The sequence below is a fragment of the Streptomyces sp. WMMC500 genome (assembly GCF_027497195.1).
Taxonomy (GTDB): domain Bacteria; phylum Actinomycetota; class Actinomycetes; order Streptomycetales; family Streptomycetaceae; genus Streptomyces.
Window position 1 is genome coordinate 4,575,384 of the sequence record NZ_CP114905.1, and the last position, 25,840, is coordinate 4,601,223.

The window sequence follows — 25,840 nt, forward strand, 5'->3', positions numbered from 1 at the left end:
CTGGTGACTCGTACGGACGAATTCGGCAGCGGCTACGGGTACACACAGGCAACGGCGAAGATCGGCGAAGAGGGACGCATGTACGGCTGGATCTGGCGGCATCTGCCGGGCAACGCGCTGGTGCGGGCGCTGATCTCGCTCATCCTCGTCCTCGGCATCGTCTTCCTCCTCTTCCAGTACGTGTTCCCCTGGGCCGAGCCGCTGCTGCCGTTCAACGACGTCACCGTCGACGAAGGAGCCGCCCCGCGATGAGCGCGCGCATTCTGGTCGTGGACAACTACGACAGCTTCGTCTTCAACCTGGTCCAGTACCTCTGCCAGCTCGACGCCACGTGCGAGGTGCTGCGCAACGACGAGGTGACGCCGCGGCACGCGGACGACGCGTTCGACGGCGTGCTGCTGTCCCCCGGGCCCGGTACGCCGGAACAGGCGGGGGTGTGCGTCGACATGGTGCGGCACTGCGCGGCCCGCGGGCTGCCGGTGTTCGGGGTCTGCCTCGGGCTGCAGTCGATGGCGGTCGCGTACGGCGGCGTCGTCGACCGGGCGCCCGAGCTGCTGCACGGCAAGACCTCGCCGGTGACGCACGGCGGCGCCGGCGTGTTCGCCGGGCTGCCGTCGCCGTTCACGGCGACCCGGTACCACTCGCTGGCCGTCGAGCGGGAGTCGCTGCCCGACGAGCTGGCGGTCACGGCGGAGACGGACAGCGGTCTGGTCATGGGGTTGCGCCACCGCGACCTGCCGGTGGAGGGCGTGCAGTTCCACCCGGAGTCCGTGCTGACGGAGTGGGGGCACCGGATGCTGGCGAACTGGCTGGCCGAGTGCGGCGACGGCGGGGCCGTCGAGCGGTCGGCGGGTCTGGCGCCGGTGGCGGGCGGGTTGACGCCGGCGGGCGCCGGGGCGGCCGGGACCGCGGGGTGACGGACACCCGGCCGGACGGCAACGCACCGGGGCGCGCGGAGGAGCGCGGGCCGGGGCGCGAAGCGCGGTACCCCGGCCACCCCGACCCGGGCGCCCCGGACGGCGGCGCGCACGGCGCGCACGGCGGGCCGGCGGGCGACGCCGTGGACCCGCCGTCCGGCGGCCGGCCGCCGCTGCCGCGCCGGGACACGTCGGGGGCGAGCGGTTCGGGCGGTACGGGCAGGAGGCGACGCGGCCCGGGTGCCGGGGCGGCGGGCGCGGGCGCAGGCGCCGGGTCCGGCACGCGGCCGGGGCCGGGCGGTTACGGCGCGGGCGGCGGACAGGACCCGCTGGCGCAGGGCCACCTGCCGGAGTACGCGCACCGCAACCCGCTGCGCGGCGACCCCCTGCCGCCGCCGCCCGGCGCCGACGCGGGGCCGCAGCCGGAGCAGCACGCGCCGGGCCGCTTCACGCAGCAGCAGAGCCCGCAGGGCCGGAGCCCCGGGCCGGGGCACCCGCAGGACCCGTACGCGCAGGGCCCGTATCCGCAGGGTCCGTACCCCCAGCCCCACGTCCCGCGACAGGAGCCCGCGGCCGTCGACGGCCCGCGGCCGCGGCCCCTGGAGCCCCGCCCCGAGTCGCCGACCTCGGCGGTCTCCCGCTGGTTCCGCCCCCACACCCCGCCGGACGCCCGCGACGCCCACGCCGCCCCCGCCGGCTACGCACACCCGGCGGACCCCGCGCCGGGCACCCCGCGAAACGATCCGCCGCCCCGCGCCGACGGCCACGGCCCCGGCACGTACGCGCCCGCCCCGGGCCCCGACCCGGCGGCGACCGTGCCGCAGGAGGGGACCGCGGCGCAGTACCCGACGGCGTCGTACGGCGCCGGCCCGCAACCGTCTCCGTACGCGGAGGCGCCGCCGGCCGCGGCGTACGGGCAGCGCACCCCCGCGTACGACCAGCAGCCCCCGGCGTCGTACGACCCGCAGCTCCTCGGCTACGACCAGGCCCCCGCCGACCCCCTGGGCGCCCCCCACCCGGCGGCGACGGGCGACCCGCTGACGGACCCGCTGACCGACGAACGCGGCCCGGCACCCGCTCCCGGCCGCACCGCCCCCACCGGCGACCCCCTCACCGACCCGCTCCCCGGCACTCCTTCCAGGCCCACCCCGCGCCGCCACGCCGGCCGGCCCGCCGTCGAGGAGCAGCAACAGCCGTACCCCGCACCCGCCCAGGGCAGGCACGCCGGAGGTCACACCCAGGCGGGCGCCGCCCCCGCGGGCACCGCCCCCGCCGGCGCCGGCCCTCCGGCCCCCCGCGACCCCTCCCCCTGGGGCGACCTCCACGCCGCCGCCCACGCCGGCGCCCCCGCGACGGCCGATCCGGCACAGGCCCCCGCACCGGCCCCCGCCGCCACCCCCCGCCGCGACCCGGCGCGGCCCCCGGCGCCCGGCCCGGCCACGGCTCCGGGCCCCGCCACGGCGCCCGGCCCCGCCACGGCCCGTACCCCCGACCAGCCCGCGAACCCCGGCGCCGACCAGCGCCTCACCTGGGGAACCGGCCCGGCCTCCCGCCGTCGCGGCATACCTCCGAGCGACGGCCGCGGCGACCGCGAGGACCGCACCGTTCAGACGATGTCCCTGAACGTTGCCCGCGCCCTCGGCACCCGCATGGCCGCACGCAAGGCCGCCCGCGCCGCGAAGCAGCAGCGCACCGTGCTGATCAGCCGCATCACCGGCGAGGCGTTCATCACCCTGGGCGTGCTGATGCTCCTCTTCGTCGTGTACCAGCTCTGGTGGACCAACGTCCTCGCCGACCGCGAGTCCCGGCAGGAGGCCAGGCAACTGGAGGAGCAGTGGAAGCGCGGCGACGGCGCGGGCAAGGAGGACGCCCGCGACCCCGGCGCGTTCGAGGCCGGCGAGGGCTTCGCCATCATGCACATCCCGTCCCTGAACGTGGACCGTCCGGTGGCGCAGGGCATCGACAAGCAGAAGGTCCTCGACCGCGGCCTTCTCGGCCACTACGCGGAGGGCGACCTCGCCACGGCGATGCCGTGGGACAAGAAGGGGAACTTCGCGGTCGCCGGGCACCGCAACACGCACGGCGAGCCCTTCCGCTACATCAACAAGCTGGAGCCGGGCGAGGAGATCATCGTCGAGACCAAGGACACCTACTACATCTACGAGGTGGCCAACACGCTCCCGTCGACCTCGCCGTCGAACACCGACGTCATCGATCCGGTGCCCGCGGGGTCGGGATTCACCGAGCCGGGCCGCTACGTCACACTAACGACCTGCACGCCTGAGTACACGTCCAAATATCGGCTTATTGTCTGGGGCAAGATGGTCGAGGAGCGTCCGCGCAGCGAGGGCAAGCCCGACGCGCTCGTCGACTGAGCGGTACGGGCGGGCCGGAGGCCGGCGGGACGGAACGAACGGGGAAGCGGTGGCAGCGACGGACGACGAGCGGGAGAGCGGACCCGCGGCTCAGGCCGCGGAAGAGGCTGCGCCGGAAGCCCCGGAGACCGCCGCCCAGGCCCCGGCCCACCCCCGCGGCCGGCGCGGTCCCCTCGCCACGGCCGTCAGCCTCTTCGGCGAGGTGCTGATCACCGTCGGCGTCCTCATGGCCCTCTTCGTCGTCTACTCCCTGTACTGGACCAACGTCCAGGCCAACCGCGAGGCCGGCCGCATGACCGACGACCTGCGCGACTCCTGGGAGAACTCCCCGGACGACGGCAAGCCCCGCCCCGTGAACATCGGTGACCTCAAGGGCGGGATCGGCTTCCTGCACGTGCCGGCGATGGAGGAGAACATCCTCGTCCGGGAGGGCACGGCGACCGACGACCTGAACAGGGGCGTCGCCGGCTACTACACGGAGCCCGTGAAGTCGGCCATGCCCTGGGACCGCCGCGGCAACTTCTCGCTCGCCGCGCACCGCGACGGGCACGGCGCCAAGTTCCACGACATCCACCGCATCGAGGAGGGCGACCCGATCGTCTTCGAGACGAAGGACCGCTGGTTCGTCTACAAGACGTACGCCGTCCTCTCGGAGACCTCGAAGTACAACACCGCCGTGCTGGACAAGATCCCGGAGGAGTCCGGGAAGTCGGAGCCCGGCCGGTACATCACGCTCACCACGTGCACCCCGATGTACACCTCCCGGCACCGCTACGTCGTCTGGGGCGAGCTGGAGCGCGTGGACCGCGTCGACGAGGAGCGCACCCCGCCGCCCGAGCTGGCCTGAGCCCCGGCCGCACGCCCCCGGTTGGCACGCGTAGACCGTCGCGGACGTGGTGGAACGCGTCCCGGTTATCTCACCTTGCCGAGGTCTGTCTGGGCGCGGTCCCGCTCCGTAGGATGCAGTTCGCAAGCGCGAATCTGGACTCGGGGACATCTGGGGAGGCCGCACGGCATGGGAGCTCCACGGCAGGACACCAGCGAACGCGCACGAGAACTACAGCGAAGCTGGTATGGCGAACCGCTGGGCGTGCTGTTCCGGCGGCTGATCGACGATCTCGGCCTGAACCAGGCACGGCTGGCCGCCGTGCTCGGCATTTCGGCCCCGATGCTGTCGCAGCTCATGAGCGGGCAGCGGGCGAAGATCGGCAATCCGTCGGTGGTACAGCGCGTGCAGGCGCTGCAGGAGCTGGCCGCGGAGGTCACGAGCGGCAGCGTCTCGGCGGCGGAGGCGGCGGAACGTATGGAGGGTATTCGCAAGAGCGCGGGAGGGGCGGTGCTCGGTACGACGCAGACGCAGTCGTCGACCGGATCGACGACGGTGCGTCGCGTCGTCCGGGAGATCCAGTCGCTGCTGCGCTCGGTGGCCGCCGCCGGCGACATCATCGACGCCGCGGACCGGCTCGCGCCGACACAACCGGAGCTGGCAGAGTTCCTCCGGGTGTACGGCGCCGGCCGTACCGCCGACGCGGTGGCACATTACGAAGCACATCAGTCATAACCGGATGAGTTACTGACAGGAACCGTACAAGGGGCGGGCGCAGCAGCATGGGTGAGGTCTTCGCTGGGCGGTACGAGCTGATCGATCCGATCGGCCGGGGCGGGGTGGGCGCGGTCTGGCGCGCCTGGGATCACCGGCGACGGCGCTATGTGGCGGCCAAGGTGCTGCAGCAGAGCGACGCGCACACGCTGCTGCGCTTCGTCCGCGAGCAGGCGGTACGTATCGACCACCCGCACGTGCTGGCGCCCGCCAGTTGGGCGGCCGACGACGACAAGGTGCTGTTCACGATGGACCTGGTGGGCGGCGGCTCACTGGCCCATCTGATCGGCGACTACGGACCGCTGCCGCCGCGGTTCGTCTGCCTGCTGCTCGACCAACTGCTCGCCGGTCTGGCCGCGGTGCACGGCGAGGGCGTCGTGCACCGCGACATCAAGCCGGCGAACGTGCTGCTGGAGGCGACCGGTACCGGCCGGCCGCACCTCAGGCTCTCCGACTTCGGCATCTCCATGCGCAAGGGCGAACCGCGGCTGACGGACACCAACTTCGTCGTCGGCACGCCCGGTTACTTCGCGCCGGAGCAGATGCTGGGCGCCGAACCCGACTTCCCCGCGGACCTGTTCGCGGTGGGTCTGGTGGCGCTGTACCTGCTGACCGGGGAGCGTCCGGACAGTCAGGCGCTGGTGGAGACGTACCTGAACAACGGCGTGCCGCCGGCCCCGGCCCAGGTGCCGGAGCCGCTGTGGCAGGTGCTCGCGAACCTGCTGCAGCCGGATCCCGAGGCGCGGTTCCGGACGGCGACGGGTACGCGGAAGGCGCTGGCGGAGGCGGCGGAGCTGCTGCCGGAGCTGGATCCGGCGGAGGAGCCGGTGGAGGTCTTCGACCAGTTGGGGCCGCTGCCGGTGGGCTTCGGTCCGCGGGGTCCCGAGCGGTCCGGGGTACGGGCCGGGCCGGACGCGGCGGCGGCCGTGCCGGACCCCGGTGCGGGACCCGGCCCGGGACCTGACGCCGGATCCGGACCCGGGCTCGACCCCGGCGCCGGTCCCGGTACGGGCCAGGGGCCGGCCGGGAACGCCGCGGGCCCGGCGGGGCCCGCGCGGGCGCCCGCCCCCGCGTACGCCCCCGGCGGCGGCTACGGACCCCCGCCGGCGGCTGCCGCGGCGGAGCCGGGCGCGGGCGGCCCGGCGGCCGAGGCGACCGGCTACGGCATCGCGCCGCCGGCCGCGACGCAGCCGCCCACGCCCACCGCCCCGTACACGACCGCCCACCCGCAGCCCCACCCGCACCCGCAGTCCCCGCCCCCGCCGCAGCGGCCCCTGCCCGGCGGCGGTGTGCCGCAACGGCGACCGGGACCGCCGGCGAAGGTGGCGGTCCCGGTCGTGGTGCTCGCGGTGCTGCTGATGGCGGCCGGCGTCTGGGCGCTCGCCTCGGGCTGACGCCCGTACGCCCCGAAGCGCGGACCCCTTCTTCCTGCTTCCTACTGCCGCCAGTTCTGCTGCTGCGGCGGGTGCGGCGGGTGCCCGCCCCCGTAGGGCTGCGAGCCGTACGGGCCCGCCGGCCCGCCGCCGTACGCCCCCGGCGCCGTCTGCGTGTCCTCGCCCGCCACCTGCGGACCGCCCGGCGCGCCCGGCACCGTCCGGCGCCTGGCCAGCAGCGTCCACAGTCCCAGGCCCGCCAGGAGCAGCACGCCCGCGCCGATCCCGGCGACCGCCAGGATCTTCTTCCCGGCACCGTCGCCGTCGCCGCTCTCGTCGGCGGCCGTGCCCTCCGCCGCCCGGTCGCGGTCGTCGTCGGTCACCGCGAACCCGGCAGCCGCCGCGTCCCCGTCGTACGCCGGGCCCTCCTCCGGCTCGCCCTTGATGGTCGTCCGCAGCTCGACCGGCACCGGCCCGTCCGCGAACTCCCCGACCTCCTCCGACACGCTGACCGCGACGTAGTACCAGCCCGCGAAGGCGACGTTGCCGGCATCGGGGCCGAACGACGCGTAGCGGTTCTCGTACGCCACCGGCGGCCCCATGAGCTGGATCGCCGCGGGGTCGTCGCCGTAGTACGTCTCGCTCGGGGTGGCGAGGAACCCCCGCGCGGGGTTGTAGAAGTCGACGCGCACGCCGTTCGAGGCGTACGCCGTGTCGTCGCCGACCCGGGTCGTGCCGAACTCGGCCTGCAGGAAGAACTGCTGGCCCCAGTCCAGCGGCACCCGGTAGAAGTGCGTGTCGCCGGGCCGGATGCGGTCGGTCCACACCCCGTGGTCGATGCCGACCGCGTCGTTGAACCCGGTGCCCCCTTCGCGCCGCTCGGCCTTGTCCGTGGGCGGGGGCGGCGGCTGCGTGGGGATCGACTCGAGGTCGGGCGGCGTCGTGGGGGCGGGTTCCGCCAGCGGCGGCTCCTGCATGAAGCGCAGCTCCAGCGGCCACTCCCCGGGACCGGAGGTCGGGTCGCTGTCGCGGGTGACGATGAGGTTGTAGACGCCGGGGTCCTGGCAGGAGCCGTCGGGCTCGGCCATGCGCCAGACGTAGGTGGCGATCGGCCGCACGGCGCCGTCGGCGGCGAAGTCGACGTCGGAGCTGCTGCACCGCTCGCCGTCCTTGCTCTCCAGCTCCAGGTCGAGGCCGTCGCCGTACGCGACCTTGGTGCCCGGCTTCGGCGCGGCCACGGCGGATATCCAGGCGTGGGACTTCGCGTCGAGCGCGACGCTGTAGTAGAGCGTGTCGCCCGGGCCGATGGAGTCGGAGTACGTCTTCCCGGCCGCCAGCTTCTCGCCGCCGGTGCTGCTCGGGGAGCCCTCGACGGGCTCGGCGTCCTTCGCCGGCCGGTACTCGCGTGCGTCGGCCGGCTGCTCTGCGGCGGCCGGAACCGCCGCCGGCAGCCCGGCCAGCAGGCCCGCGGCCACCGCCGCGGCCGGCCCCGCCATCGTGCGCGTCCTCACCATCCACCCCTTACGCCGTTGCCTGCCGCTGCTTCTGACGTCGCCGGCCGCTTCCGGTTCCGTACGACCACGTACGCGACCCCCGCGCCGGCGAGCAGCACGCCCCCCGCGATCCCGCCGGCGAGCGGCAGGACGGAGTCCGATGATTCCTCGTCCGCCCCCGCCCGCGCATCCTTCCCGCCGTCCCGGTCGTCCTTGCCCTGCTCGCCGCCGTCCGCGGCGGCCGGCGCCCCGTGCCCCGGTCCCGCCTTCTCCTCGCCCAGCACGTCGACGCGCAGGACGACGCCGACGGCCGTGTTCTCCGCGAACCGCGCGGCGTCGGGACCCAGCGAGACCGACAGGTAGTACGCGCCGCCGCGGCGCACGGGGGCGACTTCGGCGGCGGTCTCGTAGCGGTTGGTCCAACTGACCGGCACCGTACCGAGGTCGGAGGCGACGGGTTCACCGTAGTAGCTCCGGCTGCTGCGATAAGGGCCGTCGCCGACGAAGGCGCGGCCGGGGGCGTAGAGGTCGGTGTCGGCGAAGCTGGAGACGCCGGCGGCGCCGTCGAGCGTGGGCTCGTTGGCGAACTCGACACGGTAGCGGAGCTGCTGGCCCCAGCCGACGTCGACCTTGTAGAAGCGCATCTGCGCGGGCAGCAGTTCGTCGCGCCAGACGCCGGGGCCGATCGCCTTCGCGTCGTTGAAGCCCGTGCCGCCGGTGATGTCCTCGGGGTCGGCGGTGGGCAGGGCGGCGCCCTCGTCGCCGGCCGGGCCGTAGTCCGGCTCGGACTGCGCGGGCGTGACGCCGGCGCGGAGCGGCCCCTCCCGGCCGAAGACCAGCTCCAGCGGCCAGCGCGCCCGGTCCGAGCCGGCGTCGCTGGTGCGGTGGACGCTGAGCAGGTAGCGGCCGGCGGCGTCGCAGGGCTCGCCGCCCTCGGCGCTGGGGACGCGGCTGACGGCGTTGGTCAGCGGCTGCGCGCCCTCGTCCTGCTCGAAGCGGTCGTCCTGGGTGTCGCAGCGGGTGCCGTGGTCGTCGGTGGCGTGCAGCTCCAGCTCGATGCCGTCGCCGTACGCCACGGGCACGCCCGGCTGCGGTACGGCGGTGACGCCGAAGTCGGCGGCGGACGCGGCGTCCAGCTCGGCGGCGTACCACTTGGTCTCGCCGGCGCCGATGCTGTCGAGGTACTGGCCGGGCACGAGGTCCGCGGCGCCCCCGCGGGTGAGCCCGCCCTCGACGGGGTCGCCGCGGAAGCGGTAGCCGTCCGCGGAGAGGCGGGCGGCGCGCTGGAGCTGGCGGGCGAGCGCGTCCGCGTCGGGGGCGTCGTAGTACGCGCCGTGCCCCTTCTCCGCGATGCACTTCAGCTCGTCGCGGGCCTTGCCGCCGACCTGGAAGCCGACCGTGTCGATGCGCAGGGCGCCGAAGGCGCCGCCGGTCTCGCCGAGTTGCTCCGCGACCTCGCAGGGGTCGGGGGTGCCGCAACTGTCCTCGCCGTCCGAGACGAGGAGGATCGAGCGGTGGCCGAGGGCGCCGGGCGGGCGCTCGGGGAGATCCCGGGCCGCCCGCTGCAGCGCGTAGCCGATGGGGGTGTCGCCCTTCGGCTTCACATCTGCTACGGCGTCGGTGATGCGGCCCCGGTCCAACTCCTCGACGGGCACGGCGAGGCGGGTGTCCGTGCAGCCGCTGGCGCGGTCGGCGCCGTAGACCCGCAGACCGGTCGGGTAGCCGTCGGGCAGGGCGTCGACGACGGTGCCGACGGCCGCGCGGGCGGACTCGATACGGGTGGCGCCGGAGCCGTCGTCCTCGGCCATGGAGCCGGAGGAGTCCAGCACCATCACCAGGCCGCCGCCGGTCGGCGCGGGCACGGCGGGTGCGGCCGGTGCGCCGGGTGTCCGCGGCGCGGCGAGCGCCGCGGGCAGCGGTCCCGCGGTCAGCGCGGTCAGCGCGGCGGCGAGCGCCGCCGCCGCGCCCGCGTACGCGGGCCGTCTCCCGCGGCCGTGCAGTGGTCGTCCCATGACATGTCCCCCCTTGTTCTCTGCCATGTGCCTGTGCACCGTAGAACGTGTGCAGTAGCAAATAACAGGGGGCGTGCGTCACGGTCGTGCAACAGCGCTCCGGTCATGCCGAGGCCCCGGCCGCACCGCCGCGTGAGCGGCGGGGCCGGGGCCCGGGGCCGGGCCGGCGAACCGGCGGCCCCGCGGAATTCTCGTGTCTCAGACGCCCGAAGAGGAGGGCACCGAGTCGGTGGCCTCCGTCCACAGGTCTTGCTCGGCGCGATCCGCCTGGATCTGGCGGTACACGAGAAGCCCGCCCAGAGCGGCCAATGCGATCAGGAACAGCTTCTTCACCGCGCTACCTCGTCCTTCCAGAGACATTGGACTACGAAGCCCGATGATACACAGCGCAAACCGTACGGAGCCGGGCTCGGGACCGCGGCACTAGGACCGCTCTAGGACCTGAGTCCCCCGCCCCGGTTCGGTCCGGCGCCCGATCCGCGCGCACCCCCGCGCCGCGCACGATGGCGCTCATGACCACGCCCGACGCCACCGACACGACGGACGCCGACGCGGCCCACGCCGGCGTCCGCCTCCCGCACCCGGCCGCCAGCCCTCTTTCCCCGGCGGACGCGGCATCCCCGGCCCGGCTCTGGCCGGTGCTGCTCGCCTCGTACATCGGCCAGTTCCTCGTCGTCCTCGACGTCTCCGTCGTCAACGTCGCCCTGCCCAGCATGCGCGACGACCTCGCCCTCGGCGGCAGCGCGCTGCAGTGGGTCGTCAACGGCTACGCCCTCACCTTCGCCGGCTTCCTGCTCCTCGGCGGCCGGCTCGCCGACCTCTTCGGCGCCAAGCGCGTCTACCTCGCCGGCCTCGGCCTCTTCGCCGCCGCCAGCCTCGCCGGCGGGCTGGCGCAGAGCGACGCCGTGCTCATCACCGCCCGCGCCGCCCAGGGCGTGGGCGCCGCGTTCCTCGCGCCCGTCACGCTCTCGCTGCTGACCCGGGCGCTGCCCGAGGGCGCCGCCCGCACCCGGGCCATCGCCGCCTGGACGGCGGTCGGCGCCGCCGGCGGTGCCGCCGGCGGGCTCATCGGCGGCGTGCTCACCGACCTGGCGTCGTGGCGCTGGGTGCTGCTGATCAACGTGCCGATCGGCGCCGCCGTCGGCGCCGTCGTCCTCCTCTGGCTGCGCGAGCAGCGCCGCGCCGCCGACCGCCCCGCGCTGGACCTGCCCGGCGCCGTGCTCGTGACCGGCGGCGTCGGCGCCGTGGCGTACGGCATCACCGAGACCGAGTCCGCCGGCTGGACCGCCGCCTCCGCGCTGCTGCCGCTGCTGGCCGGGCTCGTGGCGCTGGCGGGCTTCGTGGCGGTGGAGGCGCGGTCCGCGCAGCCGCTGATGCCGCTGCGGCTGTTCCGCGTCCGCGCGGTGGCCGTCGGCAACGTCGTGACGCTCGTCAGCATGGTCGGCGGGTTCGCGATGTGGTACTTCCTCACCCTCTACATGCAGACCGTCCTCGACTACAGCGCGATCCGCACCGGGCTGGCCTTCCTCCCGCACACCGCCGCCCTGATCCTCGCCTCCCAGCTCGCGCCCCGGCTCACGGCCCGCTTCGGCAGCCGCACGATGACGGTGGCGGGCGGGCTGCTCACGGCCGGCGGGTTCCTGTGGCAGGCGGCGGTGCTGGACGCGGACGGCACGTTCGTCTCCGCGGTCCTCGGTCCCGCGCTGCCGATGGCGGCGGGCATCGCCGTCCTGATGGCGCTGCTCACCGACGTCTCCACCTCCGGCGTCGGCGAGCGGGACGCGGGCGGCGTCTCCGGCCTGGTCAACACCTCCCGCCAGATCGGCGCGGTGCTGGGCCTGGCGATCCTCGGCGCGGTCGCCTCCGCCGGCCACGGCACCCCGGAGGACGGCTACGCCCGCGCCTTCCTGGCCGCCGGCGTCATCACCGCCGCCTCGATGCTCCTGGTCCCCTTCCTCCCCCGGCCGGGCCGTGCCACCCCCGAGCGCGTACACCCGTGAAAACCCGAAGGGCGCCTCCTCGTGACGAGGAGGCGCCCTTCGACGCCGTCCGCACTTGTCCACGGCAGTCCGCCCCTGTTGGTGTCAGACATGGGTGCCAGACGTCAGCGGACCACTTGACGGTTCTCGGCCCACACGGCACATGCCACCCGGATGTGGTCCCTGCCGCTGGGCGGCGCCCGCACCTGAGCAGCGCCTCATGCCTGAGCGGGCGGGTCAGAAGATCTGCGTCTGCGCTTGGACATCGGCGAGACCTTCCTCCATGGTCAGCGACGGCAGCACGCGGACGCGATTCCAGTGGGGGAGGCGAGCCTCCATCAGGAAGCGGTCGACGTTCTCGACCTTGTCGGACTCTACGACCGCGACGATGGTGTGCTCCCGGTTGACGAAGGGACCGGCCACGATGTCGACGCCTGCCTTCTGGGCGAGGTTCGACATGTCGGGAGCGGTCTTGAGCATCAGGTCGCGCGTCGTCGCGTTGGCAGTCGGACAGACTTCCGGATCGTGGGTAGCGAGCAGGACAAAATGCATCTCAATGCTACCTTTCACTGTAGAGCGATTGATCTCAGGGTAAATCGTCTGGAAATGCTCCGCGACTGCGGCAAAGAGGCCGATCGCTGCAACACCGTGTCCCAGCCTCAGCACTGGCGGGCGACCGTGGCTCAACGCGCAGGCTCCTCGACCGACACCGCGCCATTCGGGATCACCCCCGTCTTCGCAACGCTCACCGCGCCCTCCTTCGGCTCTGTCCACGCCGTTTCGGCAACCGGCCGTGCCGCTGCGGCACCGCCACGGTGAGGACGCGCCCGAACCCGGCACCCCGCTCGACCCGTACCCGTACGACTATGCGGGCACCGTGCTGTGGCACAACCAACGCCCCTACCTGCGGCGCTACTTCACTATCCACCTGCGCCGCGAGATCGCCCGCCGGTGCCGGACTCACCGAGAAGGTCGCGCGCGCGAACAGTCCCGCGTCACTTTCGGCAAGGTCGCCGAGTACCAGAATCGCGGGGCCGTGCACTTCCATGCCGTGATCCGCTTCGACGGGCCGGACGGGCCGGACAGCCGCCCGGCGAATCCTGGCTGGCCGCCAACATCCGCCGCGACATCCAGCACAACGGCGAAGCCGCTCGCGAGGAACTACCTGCCTGATCGACCTGGAAAGAGTCGCCGCATGACCACCGGTGTCAGAAGACCCCCGGACCGATGATCCGGGGGTCTTTTCGCTGGTGCGGCTACCAGGACTTGAACCTGGGGCCTCATCCTTATCAGGGATGCGCTCTAACCGACTGAGCTATAGCCGCGCGCTGCACAGAGATTACCCCACCGCCGAGCCGCGGCCCAAATCGATAGCGAGCGTACCCGGCGGGCGCTACTCGTCCTCCGCGAGCGTGACCTCGATGCCGCCGACGAAGCCGGCGGAGAGGTTGTAGATGAACGCGCCCAGCGTCGCCAGCGCCGTGGCGAGGACCACGTCGATCAGCGCCACCACCGCCGTGAACGCGACCACCCGGGGCAGCGACAGGAACGACTCCAGGTCGAAGCCGGCCGAGTCGTCCGAGCCGGTGGCCTCGCTGATCGTGCCGCCGACGGTGCTGAAGACGCCCATCGCGTCGAGCACCATCCACAGCACGGTCACCGCCACGATCGTGCAGATCCCGAGGGCGATGGAGAGCAGGAAGCTGACCTTCATCACCGACCAGGGGTCGGCCTTCGCCACCCGCAGCCGTGCCTTGCGGGTGCGCGGGACCGTACGGGCGCCGGTACGCGACCTGCGTACGCCGGCGGCCGCCTGCTGCGCCTGCTCGTACGCCTGACCGCCGTGCCCGGCCGTGTGCCCCGCGGCGTGCCCGCCGGCGGCCACGCCGACCGGCGGGGTGTACGCCTGCGGCGGGTGGTGCGGCGTGGGCGGGGCGGCGGGGGCGGCCGGCGGGGGCATCGGGCCCTCGGGGGCGCTGTCGTACGTGTACGCGTGCGGATCCGCCTCCGCGCCCCCGGCTCCCGCGGAACCGGAGGCGCCGCGTCTGTGCCCGCGCCGGCCCCGCCCGCCGGCGTCGTCCGGACCGGGCGGGGGGTTCGGTTGCGCGTACCCCTCGGCCCTCGCCGGACCGGCGCCGGCACCCGTCGCTCCACTCACGACCTACTCCTCGCCTTCACCGTCCGCGGCGGGCCCCTGGGCCCCGGCGTCCGTGCTCCCGGCTGCGTCTGCGGCGTCCGCGGCGACGGCGGCGTCGACGGCCTCCTCGACCTCCTCCGCCTCCCGGCCGGCTTCGGCGTTCCGCGCGATGCCGACCACGGCGTCCCGCTTCCCCAGGTTGATCAACTGGACGCCCATGGTGTCACGGCCCGTCTCCCTGACCTCATCGACCCGCGTACGGATCACGCCGCCGCCGAGCGTGATGGCGAGGATCTCGTCCGACTCCTCCACCACCAGCGCGCCCACCAGCGAACCCCGGTCCTCCACCAGCTTCGCCGCCTTGATGCCGAGTCCACCTCGTCCCTGAACGCGGTAGTCGTCCACGTTCGTACGCTTCGCGTACCCGCCGTCGGTGGCGGTGAACACGAACGTACCGGGCCGCACGACATTCATCGAGAGGAGTTCGTCGCCCTCGCGGAAGCTCATGCCCTTCACGCCGGAGGTGGCGCGGCCCATCGGGCGCAGCGCCTCGTCCGTTGCGGTGAACCGGATCGATTGGGCCTTCCTGCTGACGAGCAGCAGGTCGTCCGCGGGCGAGACCAGCTCGGCGCCGATCACCTCGTCCGGCGAGCCGTCCGGCATCTCCCGCAGGTTGATCGCGATCACGCCGCCCTGGCGGGGCGAGTCGTAGTCCTTGAGCACGGTCTTCTTCACCAGCCCGGCCTTGGTGGCGAGCACCAGGTACGGCGCGGCGGCGTAGTCCCGGATCGCCAGGATCTCCGCGATGTGCTCGTCCGGCTGGAACGCCAGCAGGTTCGCGACGTGCTGGCCCTTGGCGTCGCGGCCGGCGTCCGGCAGCTCGTACGCCTTGGCGCGGTACACCCGGCCCTTGTTCGTGAAGAACAGCAGCCAGTGGTGCGTGGTGGAGACGAAGAAGTGGTCGACGATGTCGTCCTCGCGCAGCCGCGTCCCGCGTACGCCCTTGCCGCCGCGCTTCTGCGCGCGGTAGTCGGTGCTCTTGGTCCGCTTCACGTAGCCGCCGCGGGTGATCGTGACGACGATGTCCTCCTCGGCGATCAGGTCCTCGATGGACACGTCGCCGTCGAAGGGCACGAGCTGGGTGCGCCGGTCGTTGCCGAACTTCGCGACGATCGCCGCCAGCTCGTCGCTGATGATCTGCCGCTGCCGCTCCGGGGAGGCCAGGATCGCGTTGTAGTCGTCGATCTTCGCCTGGAGGTCGTCGTGCTCCGCGGTGATCTTCTGCCGCTCCAGGGCGGCCAGCCGGCGCAACTGCATCTCCAGGATCGCGTTCGCCTGGATCTCGTCGATCTCCAGCAGGTCCATCAGGCCCGTACGCGCCACGTCCACCGTCTGCGAGGCCCGGATCAGCGCGATGACCTCGTCGATGGCGTCGAGCGCCTTCAGCAGGCCGCGCAGGATGTGCGCCCGCTCCTCGGCCTTGCGCAGCCGGAAGGTGGTGCGGCGGACGATGACGTCGATCTGGTGGTCCACCCAGTGGCGGATGAAGGCGTCCAGCGACAGCGTGCGCGGCACGCCGTCGACGAGGGCCAGCATGTTGGCGCCGAAGTTCGTCTGCAGGTCGGTGTGCTTGTAGAGGTTGTTCAGCACGACCTTCGCGACGGCGTCCCGGCGCAGCACGATCACCAGCCGCTGGCCCGTACGCGACGAGGTCTCGTCCCGGACGTCGGCGATGCCGGTGAGCCGGCCGTCCTTCACGCCGTCGGCGATCTTCTGCGCGAGGTTGTCGGGGTTGACCTGGTACGGCAGCTCGGTGACCACCAGGCACTGCCGGTCCTGGATCTCCTCCACCTCGACGACCGCGCGCATCGGGATCGAGCCGCGGCCGGTGCGGTACGCCTCCTCGATGCCCTTGCGGCCGACGACCAGGGCGCCGCTGGGGAAGTCGGGGCCCTTGATGCGCTCCAGGAGGGCTTCGAGCAGCTCGTCGTTGGACGCCTCGGGGTGCTCCAGGTACCACTGCACCCCCTCGGCGACCTCCCGCAGGTTGTGCGGCGGGATGTTCGTCGCCATGCCGACCGCGATCCCCGCCGAGCCGTTGATCAGCAGGTTCGGGAAGCGGGCGGGCAGGACGCTCGGCTCCTGGGAGCGGCCGTCGTAGTTGTCCCCGAAGTCGACGGTCTCCTCGTCGATGTCGCGGAGCATCTCCATCGCCAGCGGCGCCATCCGGCACTCGGTGTAGCGCATGGCGGCGGCGGGGTCGTTGCCCGGGGAGCCGAAGTTGCCGTTGCCGTCGACGAGCGGCATCCGCATGGACCACGGCTGCGCCAGGCGCACGAGGGCGTCGTAGATCGCGGAGTCGCCGTGCGGGTGGTAGTTGCCCATCACGTCGCCGACGACGCGGGCGCACTTGAAGTACCCGCGCTCCGGGCGGTAGCCGCCCTCGTACATCGAGTACAGCACGCGGCGGTGCACCGGCTTCAGGCCGTCGCGGATGTCCGGCAGCGCACGCGAGACGATGACGCTCATCGCGTAGTCGAGATAGCTGCGCTGCATCTCCGTCTCGAGCGAGACGGCGTCCACGCGCAGCACGATGCCGCCGTCTTCGCCCTCGCCGTCCGGCTGCGGGTCGGGGTTCTGGGGAGTGAGCTCGTCGGCCATTGCGGGTCTTTTCTACCTTTGCGAAGAGGTCTCGAAGGCGGTCGGTCGCGCTCCCGGGCGGGAAGCCGCGGCCCCGGGCGGGGGGCCGCCCGGGCGGGGCCGACTCAGATGTCGAGGAAGCGGACGTCCTTGGCGTTGCGCTGGATGAACGAGCGGCGCGCCTCGACGTCCTCGCCCATGAGCACCGAGAACAGGTCGTCGGCCGCGGCGGCGTCGTCGAGGGTCACCTGGCGCAGCACACGGTGCGCCTGGTCCATCGTGGTGACGCGCAGCTCCTCCGCGTTCATCTCGCCGAGGCCCTTGAAGCGCTGGATCGAGTCGTCCCTGATCCGCTTGCCCTGCGAGCGGCCCAGCTCGATCAACTGGTCCCGCTCACGGTCGGAGTAGGCGTACTCGAACTCGTCCCGGGTCCACTTGATCTTGTACAGCGGCGGCTGGGCCAGGAACACGTGCCCGCCCTCGATCAGCGGGCGCATGAAGCGGAACAGCAGCGTCAGCAGCAGCGTCTGGATGTGCTGGCCGTCGACGTCCGCGTCGGCCATCAGCACGATCTTGTGATAGCGCAGCTTGCCGAGGTCGAAGTCCTCGTGGATGCCGGTGCCGAACGCCGAGATCAGCGCCTGCACCTCCGTGTTCTGCAGCACCTTGTCGATGCGTGCCTTCTCCACGTTGAGGATCTTGCCGCGGATCGGGAGGATCGCCTGGTACCGCGGGTTGCGGCCGGACTTCGCCGAGCCGCCCGCGGAGTCGCCCTCCACGATGAAGATCTCGCACTTGGACGGGTCGTTCGACTGGCAGTCGCTCAGCTTGCCCGGCAGCGACGCCGTCTCCAGCAGCCCCTTGCGCCGGGTCAGGTCGCGCGCCTTGCGGGCCGCGACGCGGGCCGTCGCCGCCTGGATGGACTTGCGGACGATGTCGGCCGCCTCGTTCGGGTTCCGGTCGAGCCAGTCCGTCAGGTGCTCGTGCGTGACCTTCTGCACGAAGGTCTTCGCCTCCGTGTTGCCCAGCTTGGTCTTCGTCTGGCCCTCGAACTGCGGCTCGCTCAGCTTGACCGAGATGATCGCCGTCAGGCCCTCGCGGATGTCCTCGCCGGTGAGGTTGTCGTCCTTCTCACGCAGCAGCTTCCTGTCGCGCGCGTACCGGTTGACCAGACCCGTGAGCGCCGCCCGGAAGCCCTCCTCGTGGGTGCCGCCCTCGTGCGTGTGGATCGTGTTCGCGAACGAGTACACGCCCTCGCTGTACTGCGTGTTCCACTGCATGGCGATCTCGACGGAGATCTTGCGCTCGGCGTCCTCCGTCTCGAAGTCGATCACCGACGGGTGCACCGGCTCGCCCTTGCGCGAGTTCAGGTGGCGTACGAAGTCGGAGATGCCGCCCTCGTAGTGGTACGTGACGCTGCGCGCCTTGTCCTCGTCCGCGTCGCCCGCGGTGTCGGCGCCCGAGGTCTGCTTGGCCGCCGCCCGCTCGTCGGTCAGCGTGATCGACAGCCCCTTGTTGAGGAACGCCATCTCCTGGAAGCGGCGCGACAGCGTCTCGAAGGAGTAGTCCGTCGTCTCGAAGACGTCGCCGTCCGCCCAGAACGTGACCGTGGTGCCGGTCTCGTCCGTCTCCTCGTTCCGCGCCAGCGGCTCGGTCGGGATGCCCAGCTTGTAGTCCTGCGTCCAGCGGTAGCCCTCGGTCCTGACCTCCACCGACAGGCGGGACGAGAGCGCGTTGACGACCGAGACGCCCACGCCGTGCAGACCTCCGGAGACCGCGTACCCGCCGCCGCCGAACTTGCCGCCCGCGTGCAGCACGGTCAGCACGACCTCCACGGCCGGCTTGTTCTCCGACGGCACGATGCCCACCGGGATGCCGCGGCCGTTGTCGACGACGCGCACGCCGCCGTCGGCGAGCAGCGTCACCTCGATCGCGTCCGCGTGGCCGGCCATCGCCTCGTCCACCGAGTTGTCCACCACCTCCTGCACCAGGTGGTGCAGGCCGCGCTCACCGGTCGAGCCGATGTACATGCCCGGGCGCTTGCGGACGGCGTCGAGGCCCTCAAGGACGGTGATCGCACTCGCGTCGTACGCCGCGTCCTCGACGCCCTCCGCCTCCGCGCGGGCGCGTGCCCGTTCGGCAGCAGCGGCAGCGGCCTCCGCGGCGCCGTCGGCGCCTGGAGGCACGCTCTCGCTGGCAGGGATGTTCTCGTTGGAGTTGCCGGAATCGGCCACGAAGCGCCCTTTCTGGCACAGCGCGGGCCACTCTCCTGGCTGAGCGGGAGCGGCCGCGTCGTTGTTGGTCAGCGTGTTCCGCAAGTGGGCGGGTTGCTCTCCAGTCTACCGGTAGCTCACGACAGAATGGCGGTTTGCAGGTGCCTGAACCCGCATGTGGCGCCCTGAACATCTGCCCGCCGAGGGGGGCTGCACACACCGGGGCCTGCAGAGCCTCTGAGCGCCACTCAGCGCTTCGGGGCGTCAACCATGAGCTACTGTGACCGACCTCACTCCATCACAGGTTTACCGCCCGGGTTCACCAGAACGTACGTGCCTACCCGTACGTGTCCCCGGGGCCCTGGCTGCCCGGCGCCCGCAGCGGCCCGAAGCGCCGTCCGCCGCCTCCGGGACCCGTCACTTTGATCAGCTTCACGGTGCCGTGCCCCAGCTCCTCGTTCAGCCGCGCCACCAACTGCGGCGCCAGCAGCCGCAACTGCGTCGCCCACGCCGTCGAGTCGCACGTCACCACGAGCACCCGCTCCTGCTCGTCGTACCGCTCGGGCGCGCAGTGCTGCGCCACCTCCGGCCCGACGAGCTGCGGCCAGCGGCCCATCACGCCGCCCACCGCCGCCGGCGCCTCCCAGCCGCGCTCGGTGATCAGCCGGCTCACCGCGGCGCCCAGCGGCAGCGGATCGCGGCCGTCGGCGCGGGCGCCTGAGCGCAGCCCGCCGCCGCGGCGCGCCTGCCGGCGCTGCTGTGCCGCCGCGCCCCGCGCCCGGGCCTCCGCACGCGCCGCCCGCAGGGCCACGCGCGCCAGGTCGACCCCGGACGGCTCGGCCGCGGCGGCGGACCCGGGGGCACCGGAGTCCGCCGGCGGTTCCGGCCGTGCGGCACCCTCGGGACGTACCGGCTCCTCGCTCATTCCCGCTCCACCCGCCCGCCGGCGACCGTGAACCGCGCCCCCGCCAGCGCCCCCGGCACGTCCTCGGCCACCGCCGCCGTCACGAGCACCTGCTCGCCGGGCGCCACCAGCTCCGCCAGCCGCTCCCGCCGCCGCACGTCCAGCTCCGCGAACACGTCGTCCAGCACCAGCACCGGCTCCCCGCCGCCCTCGCCGCGCAGCAGCTCGTACGACGCGAGCCGCAGCGCCAGCGCGTACGACCACGACTCCCCGTGCGACGCGTAGCCCTTCGCGGGCAGCTCGCCCAGCTTCAGCACCAGGTCGTCGCGGTGCGGACCCACCAGCGTCACGCCCCGCTCGATCTCCTGCTTGCGCGCCTCCGCCATCGCCGCCAGCAGCAGCTCCGCGAACTCCTCGCGCGTACGCGCCTCCGCGAACCGCTCGCCCGCCGGCGACCGGTACTCGAACGCCGCGGGACCGCCGCCCGGCGCCAACTGCTCGTACGCCTTGTCCACCAGCGGCTGCAGGACCGCGATCAGCTCCAGCCGCTGCGCCAGCAGCTCCGCCCCGGCCCGCGCCAGATGCTGGTCCCACACGTCCAGCGTCGACAGGTCGAGCTGCCGCCCGCCGTGCCGCCGCGCCATCGCGGCCGTCTTCAGCAGCGTGTTGCGCTGCTTGAGCACCCGGTCGTAGTCGCTGCGCACCCCCGCGAGCCGCGGCGCCCGGGCCGTGATCAGCTCGTCGAGAAAGCGCCGCCGCTGGTCCGGATCGCCCTTGACCAGGGCCAGGTCCTCCGGCGCGAACAGCACGGAGCGCAGCACGCCCAGCACGTCGCGCGGCCGCACCTGCGACGAGCGGTTCAGCCGCGCCCGGTTCGCCCGGCCCGGGTTCAGCTCCAGCTCCACGAGCTGCTGCCGGCCGTCCTGCGTCACCGCGGCCCGTACCACCGCACACGCCGCGCCCATCCGCACCAGCGGCGCGTCCGCGGACACCCGGTGGCTGCCCAGCGTCGCGAGATAGCCGACCGCCTCGACCAGATTCGTCTTGCCCTGGCCGTTCGGCCCGACGAAGGCCGTCACCCCCGGGTCGAGGGGGACCTCCACCCGCTCATACGAACGGAAGTCGGCCAGCGAGAGATGAGACACGTGCATGGCCCGACGCCGACCTCCCCAGGCAGACGGCCGATTCAGCGAACTGCGGACCGGCGTTCCCGCCGGCCGCCCGGCAGGCTACATCTCCTCCTTGACCGCGTGGCCGCCGAACTGGTTCCGCAGCGCGGCGATCATCTTCATCTGCGGCGAGTCGTCCTGGCGCGAGGCGAACCGGGCGAAGAGCGCGGCCGTTATCGCCGGCAGCGGCACCGCGTTGTCGATCGCCGCCTCCACCGTCCACCGGCCCTCGCCGGAGTCGTCCGCGTACCCGCGGAGCTTGGCCAGGTGCTCGTCCTCGTCCAGCGCCCGGACCGCCAGGTCCAGCAGCCAGGAGCGGATGACCGTGCCCGCCTGCCACGAGCGGAAGACCTCGCGCACGTCGGTGACCGAGTCCGCGGCGTCCAGCAGCTCCCAGCCCTCGGCGAAGGCCTGCATCATCGCGTACTCGATGCCGTTGTGGACCATCTTCGCGAAGTGGCCCGCGCCGACCTTGCCGGCGTGGACGGCGCCCAGTTCGCCCTCCGGCTTCAGCGCGTCGAAGACCGGCTGCACCCGCGCCACGTGCTCGGCGTCCCCGCCGTACATCAGCGCATAGCCGTTCTCCAGCCCCCACACGCCCCCGGAGACGCCGCAGTCCACGAAGCCGACGCCCTTCGCGGCCAGCTCCTCGGCGTGCTTCTCGTCATCCGTCCAGCGCGAGTTGCCGCCGTCCACGAGGACGTCGCCGGGTTCGAGCAGCTCCGCCAGCTCGTCGACGGTCGACTGCGTGGCCGCACCCGCGGGCACCATCACCCACACCACGCGCGGGGCGGGCAGTGCGTCCACAAGAGCCCGCAGGCTGTGGACATCGGCCTTGTCCGGGTCCTGGTCGTACCCCACGACGGTGTGGCCCGCGCGCCGGATGCGCTCACGCATGTTCCCGCCCATCCGGCCGAGACCCACAAGACCGAGCTCCATCACTGCCCCTTCGTCCTCTGCGCGACTGTCGGGTCCGAGCCTACGCCGGACCTCAGCCGCTCAGCCGCACGGGCATGATCAGGTACTTGTACGCCTCGTCCGCCTCGGCGTCGAGCGCGGGCCTGCCGCTGAGCAGCGCCGGCTTCGTCGACGTCGTGAACGAGAGCTGCGCCACGGGCGAGTCGATCGCGCTGAGCCCGTCGAGCAGGAAAAGGGGGTTGAAGGCGATCGAGATGTCGTCGCCCTCGAGCTGCGCTTCCACCCTTTCCACAGCCTGTGCGTCGTCGCTCGACCCGGCCTCCAGCGTCAGCACGCCCTGCTCGAAGCTCAGCCGCACCGGCGTGTTCCGCTCGGCCACCAGCGCCACGCGCTTGACGGCCTCGACGAACGGCGGGGTCTCGATGACCGCCACCGAGTTGAACTCGGTGGGGAAGAGCGTGCGGTACTTCGGCAGGTCGCCCTCGATCAGCCGCGTCGTCGTGCGCCGCCCGGCGCCCTCGAACCCGATCAGGCCCTCGCCGGCACCGGCGCCCGACAGCGCGAGAGTCACGATGTCGCCGCTGGTCAGCGACTTGGCCGTGTCCAGCAACGTCTTGGCGGGGACGAGCGCCACCGAAGAGGCGTCGGCGGTCTCCGGCTTCCACAGGAACTCCCGGACCGCGAACCGGTACCGGTCCGTCGAGGCCAGCGTGACCGTGTCGCCCTCGATCTCGATGCGCACGCCCGTGAGCACCGGCAGGGTGTCGTCCCGGCCGGCGGCGATGGCCACCTGCGCGACGGCGGAGGCGAAGACCTCGCCGGAGACCGTGCCGGTCGCGGTCGGCATCTCCGGCAGCGCCGGATACTCCTCCACAGGCAGGGTGTGGAGGGTGAACCGCGAGGAGCCGCAGACCACGCTGACCCGCACGCCGTCGGTGGAGATCTCCACAGGCCTGTTGGGAAGTGCACGGGAGATGTCGGCGAGCAGCCGCCCGGAGACGAGGACCGTGCCGTCCTCCTCCACGTCCGCCTCCACGGAGACGCGGGCCGAGACCTCGTAGTCGAAGCCGGAGAGGCTGAGCGTCCCGCCGTCCGCGCCGTCGGCCTTCAGCAGCAGTCCGGCGAGCACCGGCGCGGGCGGCCGGGCCGGGAGGCTGCGCGCTGCCCACGCCACTGCCTCCGCGAGTACGTCGCGCTCCACCCGGATCTTCACGGAGACCGCCTCCTGGTGCTCTCGGCCCTTGCCGGCTCGGTTGGTGTGGGGGACCAGTCTGACGCACGGCACCGACACGGGGGGCGGGTCGGGGTCAACTCGTCGCAGCCGGCCTCGGAGGCCGTCGACCGCACTTGTGCACAGGCCCCGCTTCGAAGCGGATTCCGAGCTAGATACGTGTAGAGGTAGTAGTAGGGCTTGTGGAAACCGTGGAAAACCCTGTCTGCGCAGGTCAGCCCGCGAATTTTGCCCACAGGCGGGTTGGGGACGAAGGGTGGATAACCCGCGGTTCCTGTGGACGGCGGCCGGCTGTGCACAGGCCGTTCACAGGAAGGGGCCACTTAGCCACAGCTCCGTCCCCAGTGTTACCCGTGTTTCTGCACAGCCAATCCTGCCCCTCGGTGTGACGGCTTTCACTCGACCCGGTGAAAGGGCGCGTTGCGTTGCCGAACAGTGGACAGACTTGTGGACAGGCTGTGTACAGAGCGGTGTTTTCTGTGGGTGAGTGGTCTTCCGCGGTGGACAGCGGTCGGCGCCGGTCGAGCCGCCGGAGCGTGTCCACAGGTTGTGGGGAACCGTCGCCCACAAATCCACACCCCGGTGAGCTGCGCGGACGCGAGTTGTCCAGATCGCGTCCACACCCGCCCGTGGGTAACGTGCCGGTCCCCAGGGTGTGGACAGCCGAAAAGGCACCGAGGTGTGGAGAAGTGCCTGGTCAGGGCCGTGAATCGAACAGGGCGCGGGGGCTCGGCTGTTCGGGTACGCGGCCGGGGCGGGGGGACGCGCGGGGAGAGGGCTGTGCAGAAGCCCTCTGGAGGGCGGCGCGGGGGCGCGCGCGGCGCCCGGGAAGCGCGGCGCGCGCGGGCCGGTGAGGGGCGGCGCGGGGCGGCGACGGGCGTACGGGACGGCGGCGGGGCCGCTAGCTGTTCTTGATGCGGTTGGTCAGCTCGGTGACCTGGTTGTAGATCGAGCGCCGCTCGGCCATCAGCGCCCGGATCTTGCGGTCCGCGTGCATGACGGTGGTGTGGTCCCGGTTGCCGAACTGGGCGCCGATCTTCGGCAGGGAGAGGTCCGTCAGCTCCCGGCACAGGTACATGGCGATCTGGCGCGCGGTGACCAGCACGCGGCTGCGGGAGGAGCCGCAGAGGTCCTCCACCGTCAGCCCGAAGTAGTCGGCGGTGGCGGCCATGATCGCGGCCGCGGTGATCTCCGGTGCGGCGTTCTCGCCGCCGGGGATGAGGTCCTTCAGCACGATCTCGGTGAGCCCGAGGTCCACCGGCTGCCGGTTGAGCGAGGCGAAGGCGGTGACCCGGATCAGGGCGCCTTCGAGCTCGCGGATGTTGCGGGAGATCCGGGAGGCGATGAACTCCAGCACCTCCGGCGGCGCGTTCAACTGCTCCTGGACCGCCTTCTTGCGCAGGATCGCGATCCGGGTCTCCAGCTCCGGCGGCTGCACGTCGGTGATCAGACCCCACTCGAAGCGGTTGCGGAGCCGGTCCTCCAGGGTGATCAGTTGCTTGGGCGGCCGGTCGCTGGAGAGCACGATCTGCTTGTTCGCGTTGTGCAGCGTGTTGAAGGTGTGGAAGAACTCCTCCTGCGTCGACTCCTTGCTCGCCAGGAACTGGACGTCGTCGACCAGGAGGATGTCCATGTCGCGGTAGCGCTTGCGGAACGTGTCCGCCTTGCCGTCGCGGATGGAGTTGATGAACTCGTTGGTGAACTCCTCGGAGCTCACGTAGCGCACCCGGGTGCCGGGGTAGAGGCTGCGGGCGTAGTGGCCGATGGCGTGCAGCAGGTGCGTCTTGCCCAGGCCGGACTCGCCGTAGATGAACAGCGGGTTGTACGCCTTGGCGGGGGCCTCGGCGACCGCGACCGCCGCGGCGTGCGCGAAGCGGTTGGAGGCGCCGATGACGAAGGTGTCGAAGAGGTACTTCGGGTTCAGCCGCGCGGTCGGCTCACCGGGTCCGGTGGCCGGGGCCGGCTGGGCGGCGAGCGGGCCGGGCGCGCCGCTGGGGGCGGGCAGCTCGACGTTCCCCATGGCCTGCACCAGCGGCGGGATCGGGGCGCCGGAGGGGCCGTGGGCCCCGGGGTGGCCCGCCGTGTGCCCGCCGTTGTGGCCCCCGGGAGGGGCGTACCTGTCGTGGGCCGGGCGCTGCGCGAGGTGGTCGTGGGCCGCGTAGAAGTCCGTGCCGTCGGTGCCGCCCGCGCCGTCCGGCTGGGCGCCGGGCGGACCCGGGTGGTGGTCGGCGCGGGGCCAGGCGGCCGGCGCCGGGCGCGGCTGGGCGTACTCGGGGTAGGTCGGTGCGGCGGTGGGGAGGCGGTCGTCGCCGGGCGCCTGGCGGCTGTAGGCGTCGTACGGCGTCTCCGGCAGGGGCCCGCCGTGGCTCTGGTGCGGCGCGTGGTGGCTCTGGTGACCCTGGTGGCTCTGGTGGCTCTGGTGCGTGGGCTGCGCGACGGTGTGGGGCAGCGGGAGCTGCGGGGCGCCGGGGTGCCCGGTCTGCTCGTGCGCCGGCGGCTGCGGACCCTGCGGGGGGTGGGGCACGTGCGCACCGGGCGCGCCGGGTTCGGGGCCGGACTGCGGCGGCGGGGCCTGCTGCGGCGCCTTCGACTCCGGCTCGCCGGGGCTGACGGTGACCGCCAGGCCGATGGGCTGGTGGCAGGCGTGGCTCAGCGCGTCGGTGATCTTGGAGGCGAGGCGGCCCTCGAAGACGCCCTTCGCGTACTCGTTGGGCACGGCCAGCACGGCGGTGCCGGCGACGAGGACGAGGGGCTGGCAGTCGCGCAGCCACCGGTGGTCCTTGGCCTCGATGCCCTGGTCGTCCGCGAGAAGCCGCTCGAGCACGCGTGGCCAGACTGCAGCGAGATCGGCAGGCAGGTCGGCCACGGGGCACGCTCTT

At 73.0% G+C, this 25,840-nt stretch carries 20 protein-coding genes and 1 tRNA gene; 8 read left to right on the top strand and 13 right to left on the bottom strand.

All coding sequences use genetic code 11. The features are described 5' to 3' along the window. The first annotated feature begins 3 nt into the window (after positions 1-3). The 6 genes from O7599_RS19610 (at position 4) to O7599_RS19635 (ending at position 6,286) form a co-directional block, all read left to right on the top strand. Complete coding sequence (locus O7599_RS19610; protein ID WP_281623670.1) at positions 4-252, top strand: hypothetical protein; 249 nt, start codon at positions 4-6, stop codon at positions 250-252. Continuing rightward, on the top strand, positions 249-917 hold the full coding sequence (locus O7599_RS19615; RefSeq protein WP_281616908.1) for an aminodeoxychorismate/anthranilate synthase component II: 669 nt from the start codon (positions 249-251) through the stop codon (positions 915-917). Before O7599_RS19610 ends, O7599_RS19615 begins: the two co-directional genes overlap by 4 nt. After that, positions 914-3,292 (top strand): class E sortase, encoded by a 2,379-nt coding sequence (locus O7599_RS19620; protein ID WP_281616909.1) that lies wholly within the window; start codon positions 914-916, stop codon positions 3,290-3,292. The genes O7599_RS19615 and O7599_RS19620 overlap by 4 nt, the downstream gene beginning before the upstream one ends. 49 nt (positions 3,293-3,341) lie before the next feature. Then, positions 3,342-4,139 carry a class E sortase gene (locus O7599_RS19625; RefSeq protein WP_281616910.1) on the top strand — a complete coding sequence of 266 codons (798 nt, stop codon included), beginning with the start codon at positions 3,342-3,344 and terminating at the stop codon, positions 4,137-4,139. Between the two features lie 168 nt (positions 4,140-4,307). Further along, a complete protein-coding gene (locus O7599_RS19630; RefSeq protein WP_281616911.1) occupies positions 4,308-4,853 on the top strand; it encodes a DNA-binding protein in 546 nt (181 codons plus the stop codon). 47 nt (positions 4,854-4,900) lie between these two features. Then, positions 4,901-6,286, top strand: coding sequence for a serine/threonine-protein kinase (locus O7599_RS19635; RefSeq protein ID WP_281616912.1), 1,386 nt, complete (start codon positions 4,901-4,903; stop codon positions 6,284-6,286). 41 nt (positions 6,287-6,327) lie between these two features. Here O7599_RS19635 and O7599_RS19640 read toward each other — a convergent pair whose 3' ends face one another. The 3 genes from O7599_RS19640 to O7599_RS19650 form a co-directional block, all read right to left on the bottom strand. After that, a complete protein-coding gene (locus O7599_RS19640; RefSeq protein ID WP_281616913.1) occupies positions 6,328-7,761 on the bottom strand; it encodes a hypothetical protein in 1,434 nt (477 codons plus the stop codon). An 11-nt stretch (positions 7,762-7,772) separates the two neighbouring features. Then, positions 7,773-9,770 (bottom strand): VWA domain-containing protein, encoded by a 1,998-nt coding sequence (locus tag O7599_RS19645; RefSeq protein WP_281616914.1) that lies wholly within the window; start codon positions 9,768-9,770, stop codon positions 7,773-7,775. Positions 9,771-9,968: 198 nt separating this feature from the next. Next, on the bottom strand, positions 9,969-10,103 hold the full coding sequence (locus O7599_RS19650; protein WP_018838829.1) for a DLW-39 family protein: 135 nt from the start codon (positions 10,101-10,103) through the stop codon (positions 9,969-9,971). Positions 10,104-10,282: 179 nt separating this feature from the next. Here O7599_RS19650 and O7599_RS19655 point away from each other — a divergent pair, with 179 nt between their 5' ends. Continuing rightward, positions 10,283-11,770, top strand: coding sequence for an MFS transporter (locus O7599_RS19655; protein ID WP_281616915.1), 1,488 nt, complete (start codon positions 10,283-10,285; stop codon positions 11,768-11,770). A gap of 216 nt (positions 11,771-11,986) precedes the next feature. On the opposite strand, the gene O7599_RS19660 is transcribed toward O7599_RS19655, so the two are convergent. Next, positions 11,987-12,436 (bottom strand): hypothetical protein, encoded by a 450-nt coding sequence (locus tag O7599_RS19660; protein WP_281623671.1) that lies wholly within the window; start codon positions 12,434-12,436, stop codon positions 11,987-11,989. Between O7599_RS19660 and O7599_RS36905 the strand changes: the two genes are divergently transcribed. After that, positions 12,384-12,980 carry a replication initiator gene (locus tag O7599_RS36905; RefSeq protein WP_348652629.1) on the top strand — a complete coding sequence of 199 codons (597 nt, stop codon included), beginning with the start codon at positions 12,384-12,386 and terminating at the stop codon, positions 12,978-12,980. The genes O7599_RS19660 and O7599_RS36905 overlap by 53 nt on opposite strands. A gap of 17 nt (positions 12,981-12,997) precedes the next feature. Here the strand turns inward: O7599_RS36905 and O7599_RS19670 are convergent. The 9 genes from O7599_RS19670 to dnaA form a co-directional block, all read right to left on the bottom strand. Next, a tRNA-Ile gene (locus O7599_RS19670) sits at positions 12,998-13,074 on the bottom strand. Positions 13,075-13,142: 68 nt separating this feature from the next. Then, the gene (locus tag O7599_RS19675) at positions 13,143-13,907 is read right to left on the bottom strand and encodes a DUF3566 domain-containing protein (protein WP_281616916.1); all 765 of its coding nucleotides are present in this window, start codon (positions 13,905-13,907) and stop codon (positions 13,143-13,145) included. Between the two features lie 3 nt (positions 13,908-13,910). Beyond that, complete coding sequence (gene gyrA, locus O7599_RS19680) at positions 13,911-16,547, bottom strand: DNA gyrase subunit A (RefSeq protein WP_281616917.1); 2,637 nt, start codon at positions 16,545-16,547, stop codon at positions 13,911-13,913. A 104-nt stretch (positions 16,548-16,651) separates the two neighbouring features. Further along, complete coding sequence (gene gyrB / locus O7599_RS19685) at positions 16,652-18,781, bottom strand: DNA topoisomerase (ATP-hydrolyzing) subunit B (RefSeq protein ID WP_281623440.1); 2,130 nt, start codon at positions 18,779-18,781, stop codon at positions 16,652-16,654. A gap of 295 nt (positions 18,782-19,076) precedes the next feature. Next, positions 19,077-19,664 carry a DUF721 domain-containing protein gene (locus O7599_RS19690; protein ID WP_281616918.1) on the bottom strand — a complete coding sequence of 196 codons (588 nt, stop codon included), beginning with the start codon at positions 19,662-19,664 and terminating at the stop codon, positions 19,077-19,079. Then, positions 19,661-20,794 (bottom strand): DNA replication/repair protein RecF, encoded by a 1,134-nt coding sequence (gene recF / locus O7599_RS19695; protein ID WP_281616919.1) that lies wholly within the window; start codon positions 20,792-20,794, stop codon positions 19,661-19,663. The genes O7599_RS19690 and recF overlap by 4 nt, the downstream gene beginning before the upstream one ends. A gap of 78 nt (positions 20,795-20,872) precedes the next feature. Next, entirely contained in the window at positions 20,873-21,751 is an 879-nt protein-coding gene (gene gnd, locus O7599_RS19700) for a phosphogluconate dehydrogenase (NAD(+)-dependent, decarboxylating) (RefSeq protein ID WP_281616920.1), read from the bottom strand. A 52-nt stretch (positions 21,752-21,803) separates the two neighbouring features. After that, on the bottom strand, positions 21,804-22,943 hold the full coding sequence (gene dnaN / locus O7599_RS19705) for a DNA polymerase III subunit beta (RefSeq protein ID WP_281616921.1): 1,140 nt from the start codon (positions 22,941-22,943) through the stop codon (positions 21,804-21,806). 919 nt (positions 22,944-23,862) lie between these two features. After that, positions 23,863-25,827, bottom strand: coding sequence for a chromosomal replication initiator protein DnaA (gene dnaA / locus O7599_RS19710; protein WP_281616922.1), 1,965 nt, complete (start codon positions 25,825-25,827; stop codon positions 23,863-23,865). Between the last annotated feature and the right edge of the window lie 13 nt (positions 25,828-25,840).

What these genes read in the sequence shown, in the direction of transcription:
- O7599_RS19615 (WP_281616908.1), top strand. Translation starts at nt 249, where the DNA reads ATGAGCGCGCGCATTCTGGTCGTGGACAACTACGACAGCTTCGTCTTC.
- O7599_RS19630 (WP_281616911.1), top strand. Translation starts at nt 4,308, where the DNA reads ATGGGAGCTCCACGGCAGGACACCAGCGAACGCGCACGAGAACTACAG.
- O7599_RS19635 (WP_281616912.1), top strand. Translation starts at nt 4,901, where the DNA reads ATGGGTGAGGTCTTCGCTGGGCGGTACGAGCTGATCGATCCGATCGGC.
- O7599_RS19640 (WP_281616913.1), bottom strand. Translation starts at nt 7,761, where the DNA reads ATGGCGGGGCCGGCCGCGGCGGTGGCCGCGGGCCTGCTGGCCGGGCTG.
- O7599_RS19645 (WP_281616914.1), bottom strand. Translation starts at nt 9,770, where the DNA reads ATGGGACGACCACTGCACGGCCGCGGGAGACGGCCCGCGTACGCGGGC.
- O7599_RS19655 (WP_281616915.1), top strand. Translation starts at nt 10,283, where the DNA reads ATGACCACGCCCGACGCCACCGACACGACGGACGCCGACGCGGCCCAC.
- gyrA (WP_281616917.1), bottom strand. Translation starts at nt 16,547, where the DNA reads ATGGCCGACGAGCTCACTCCCCAGAACCCCGACCCGCAGCCGGACGGC.
- O7599_RS19690 (WP_281616918.1), bottom strand. Translation starts at nt 19,664, where the DNA reads ATGAGCGAGGAGCCGGTACGTCCCGAGGGTGCCGCACGGCCGGAACCG.
- recF (WP_281616919.1), bottom strand. Translation starts at nt 20,794, where the DNA reads ATGCACGTGTCTCATCTCTCGCTGGCCGACTTCCGTTCGTATGAGCGG.
- gnd (WP_281616920.1), bottom strand. Translation starts at nt 21,751, where the DNA reads ATGGAGCTCGGTCTTGTGGGTCTCGGCCGGATGGGCGGGAACATGCGT.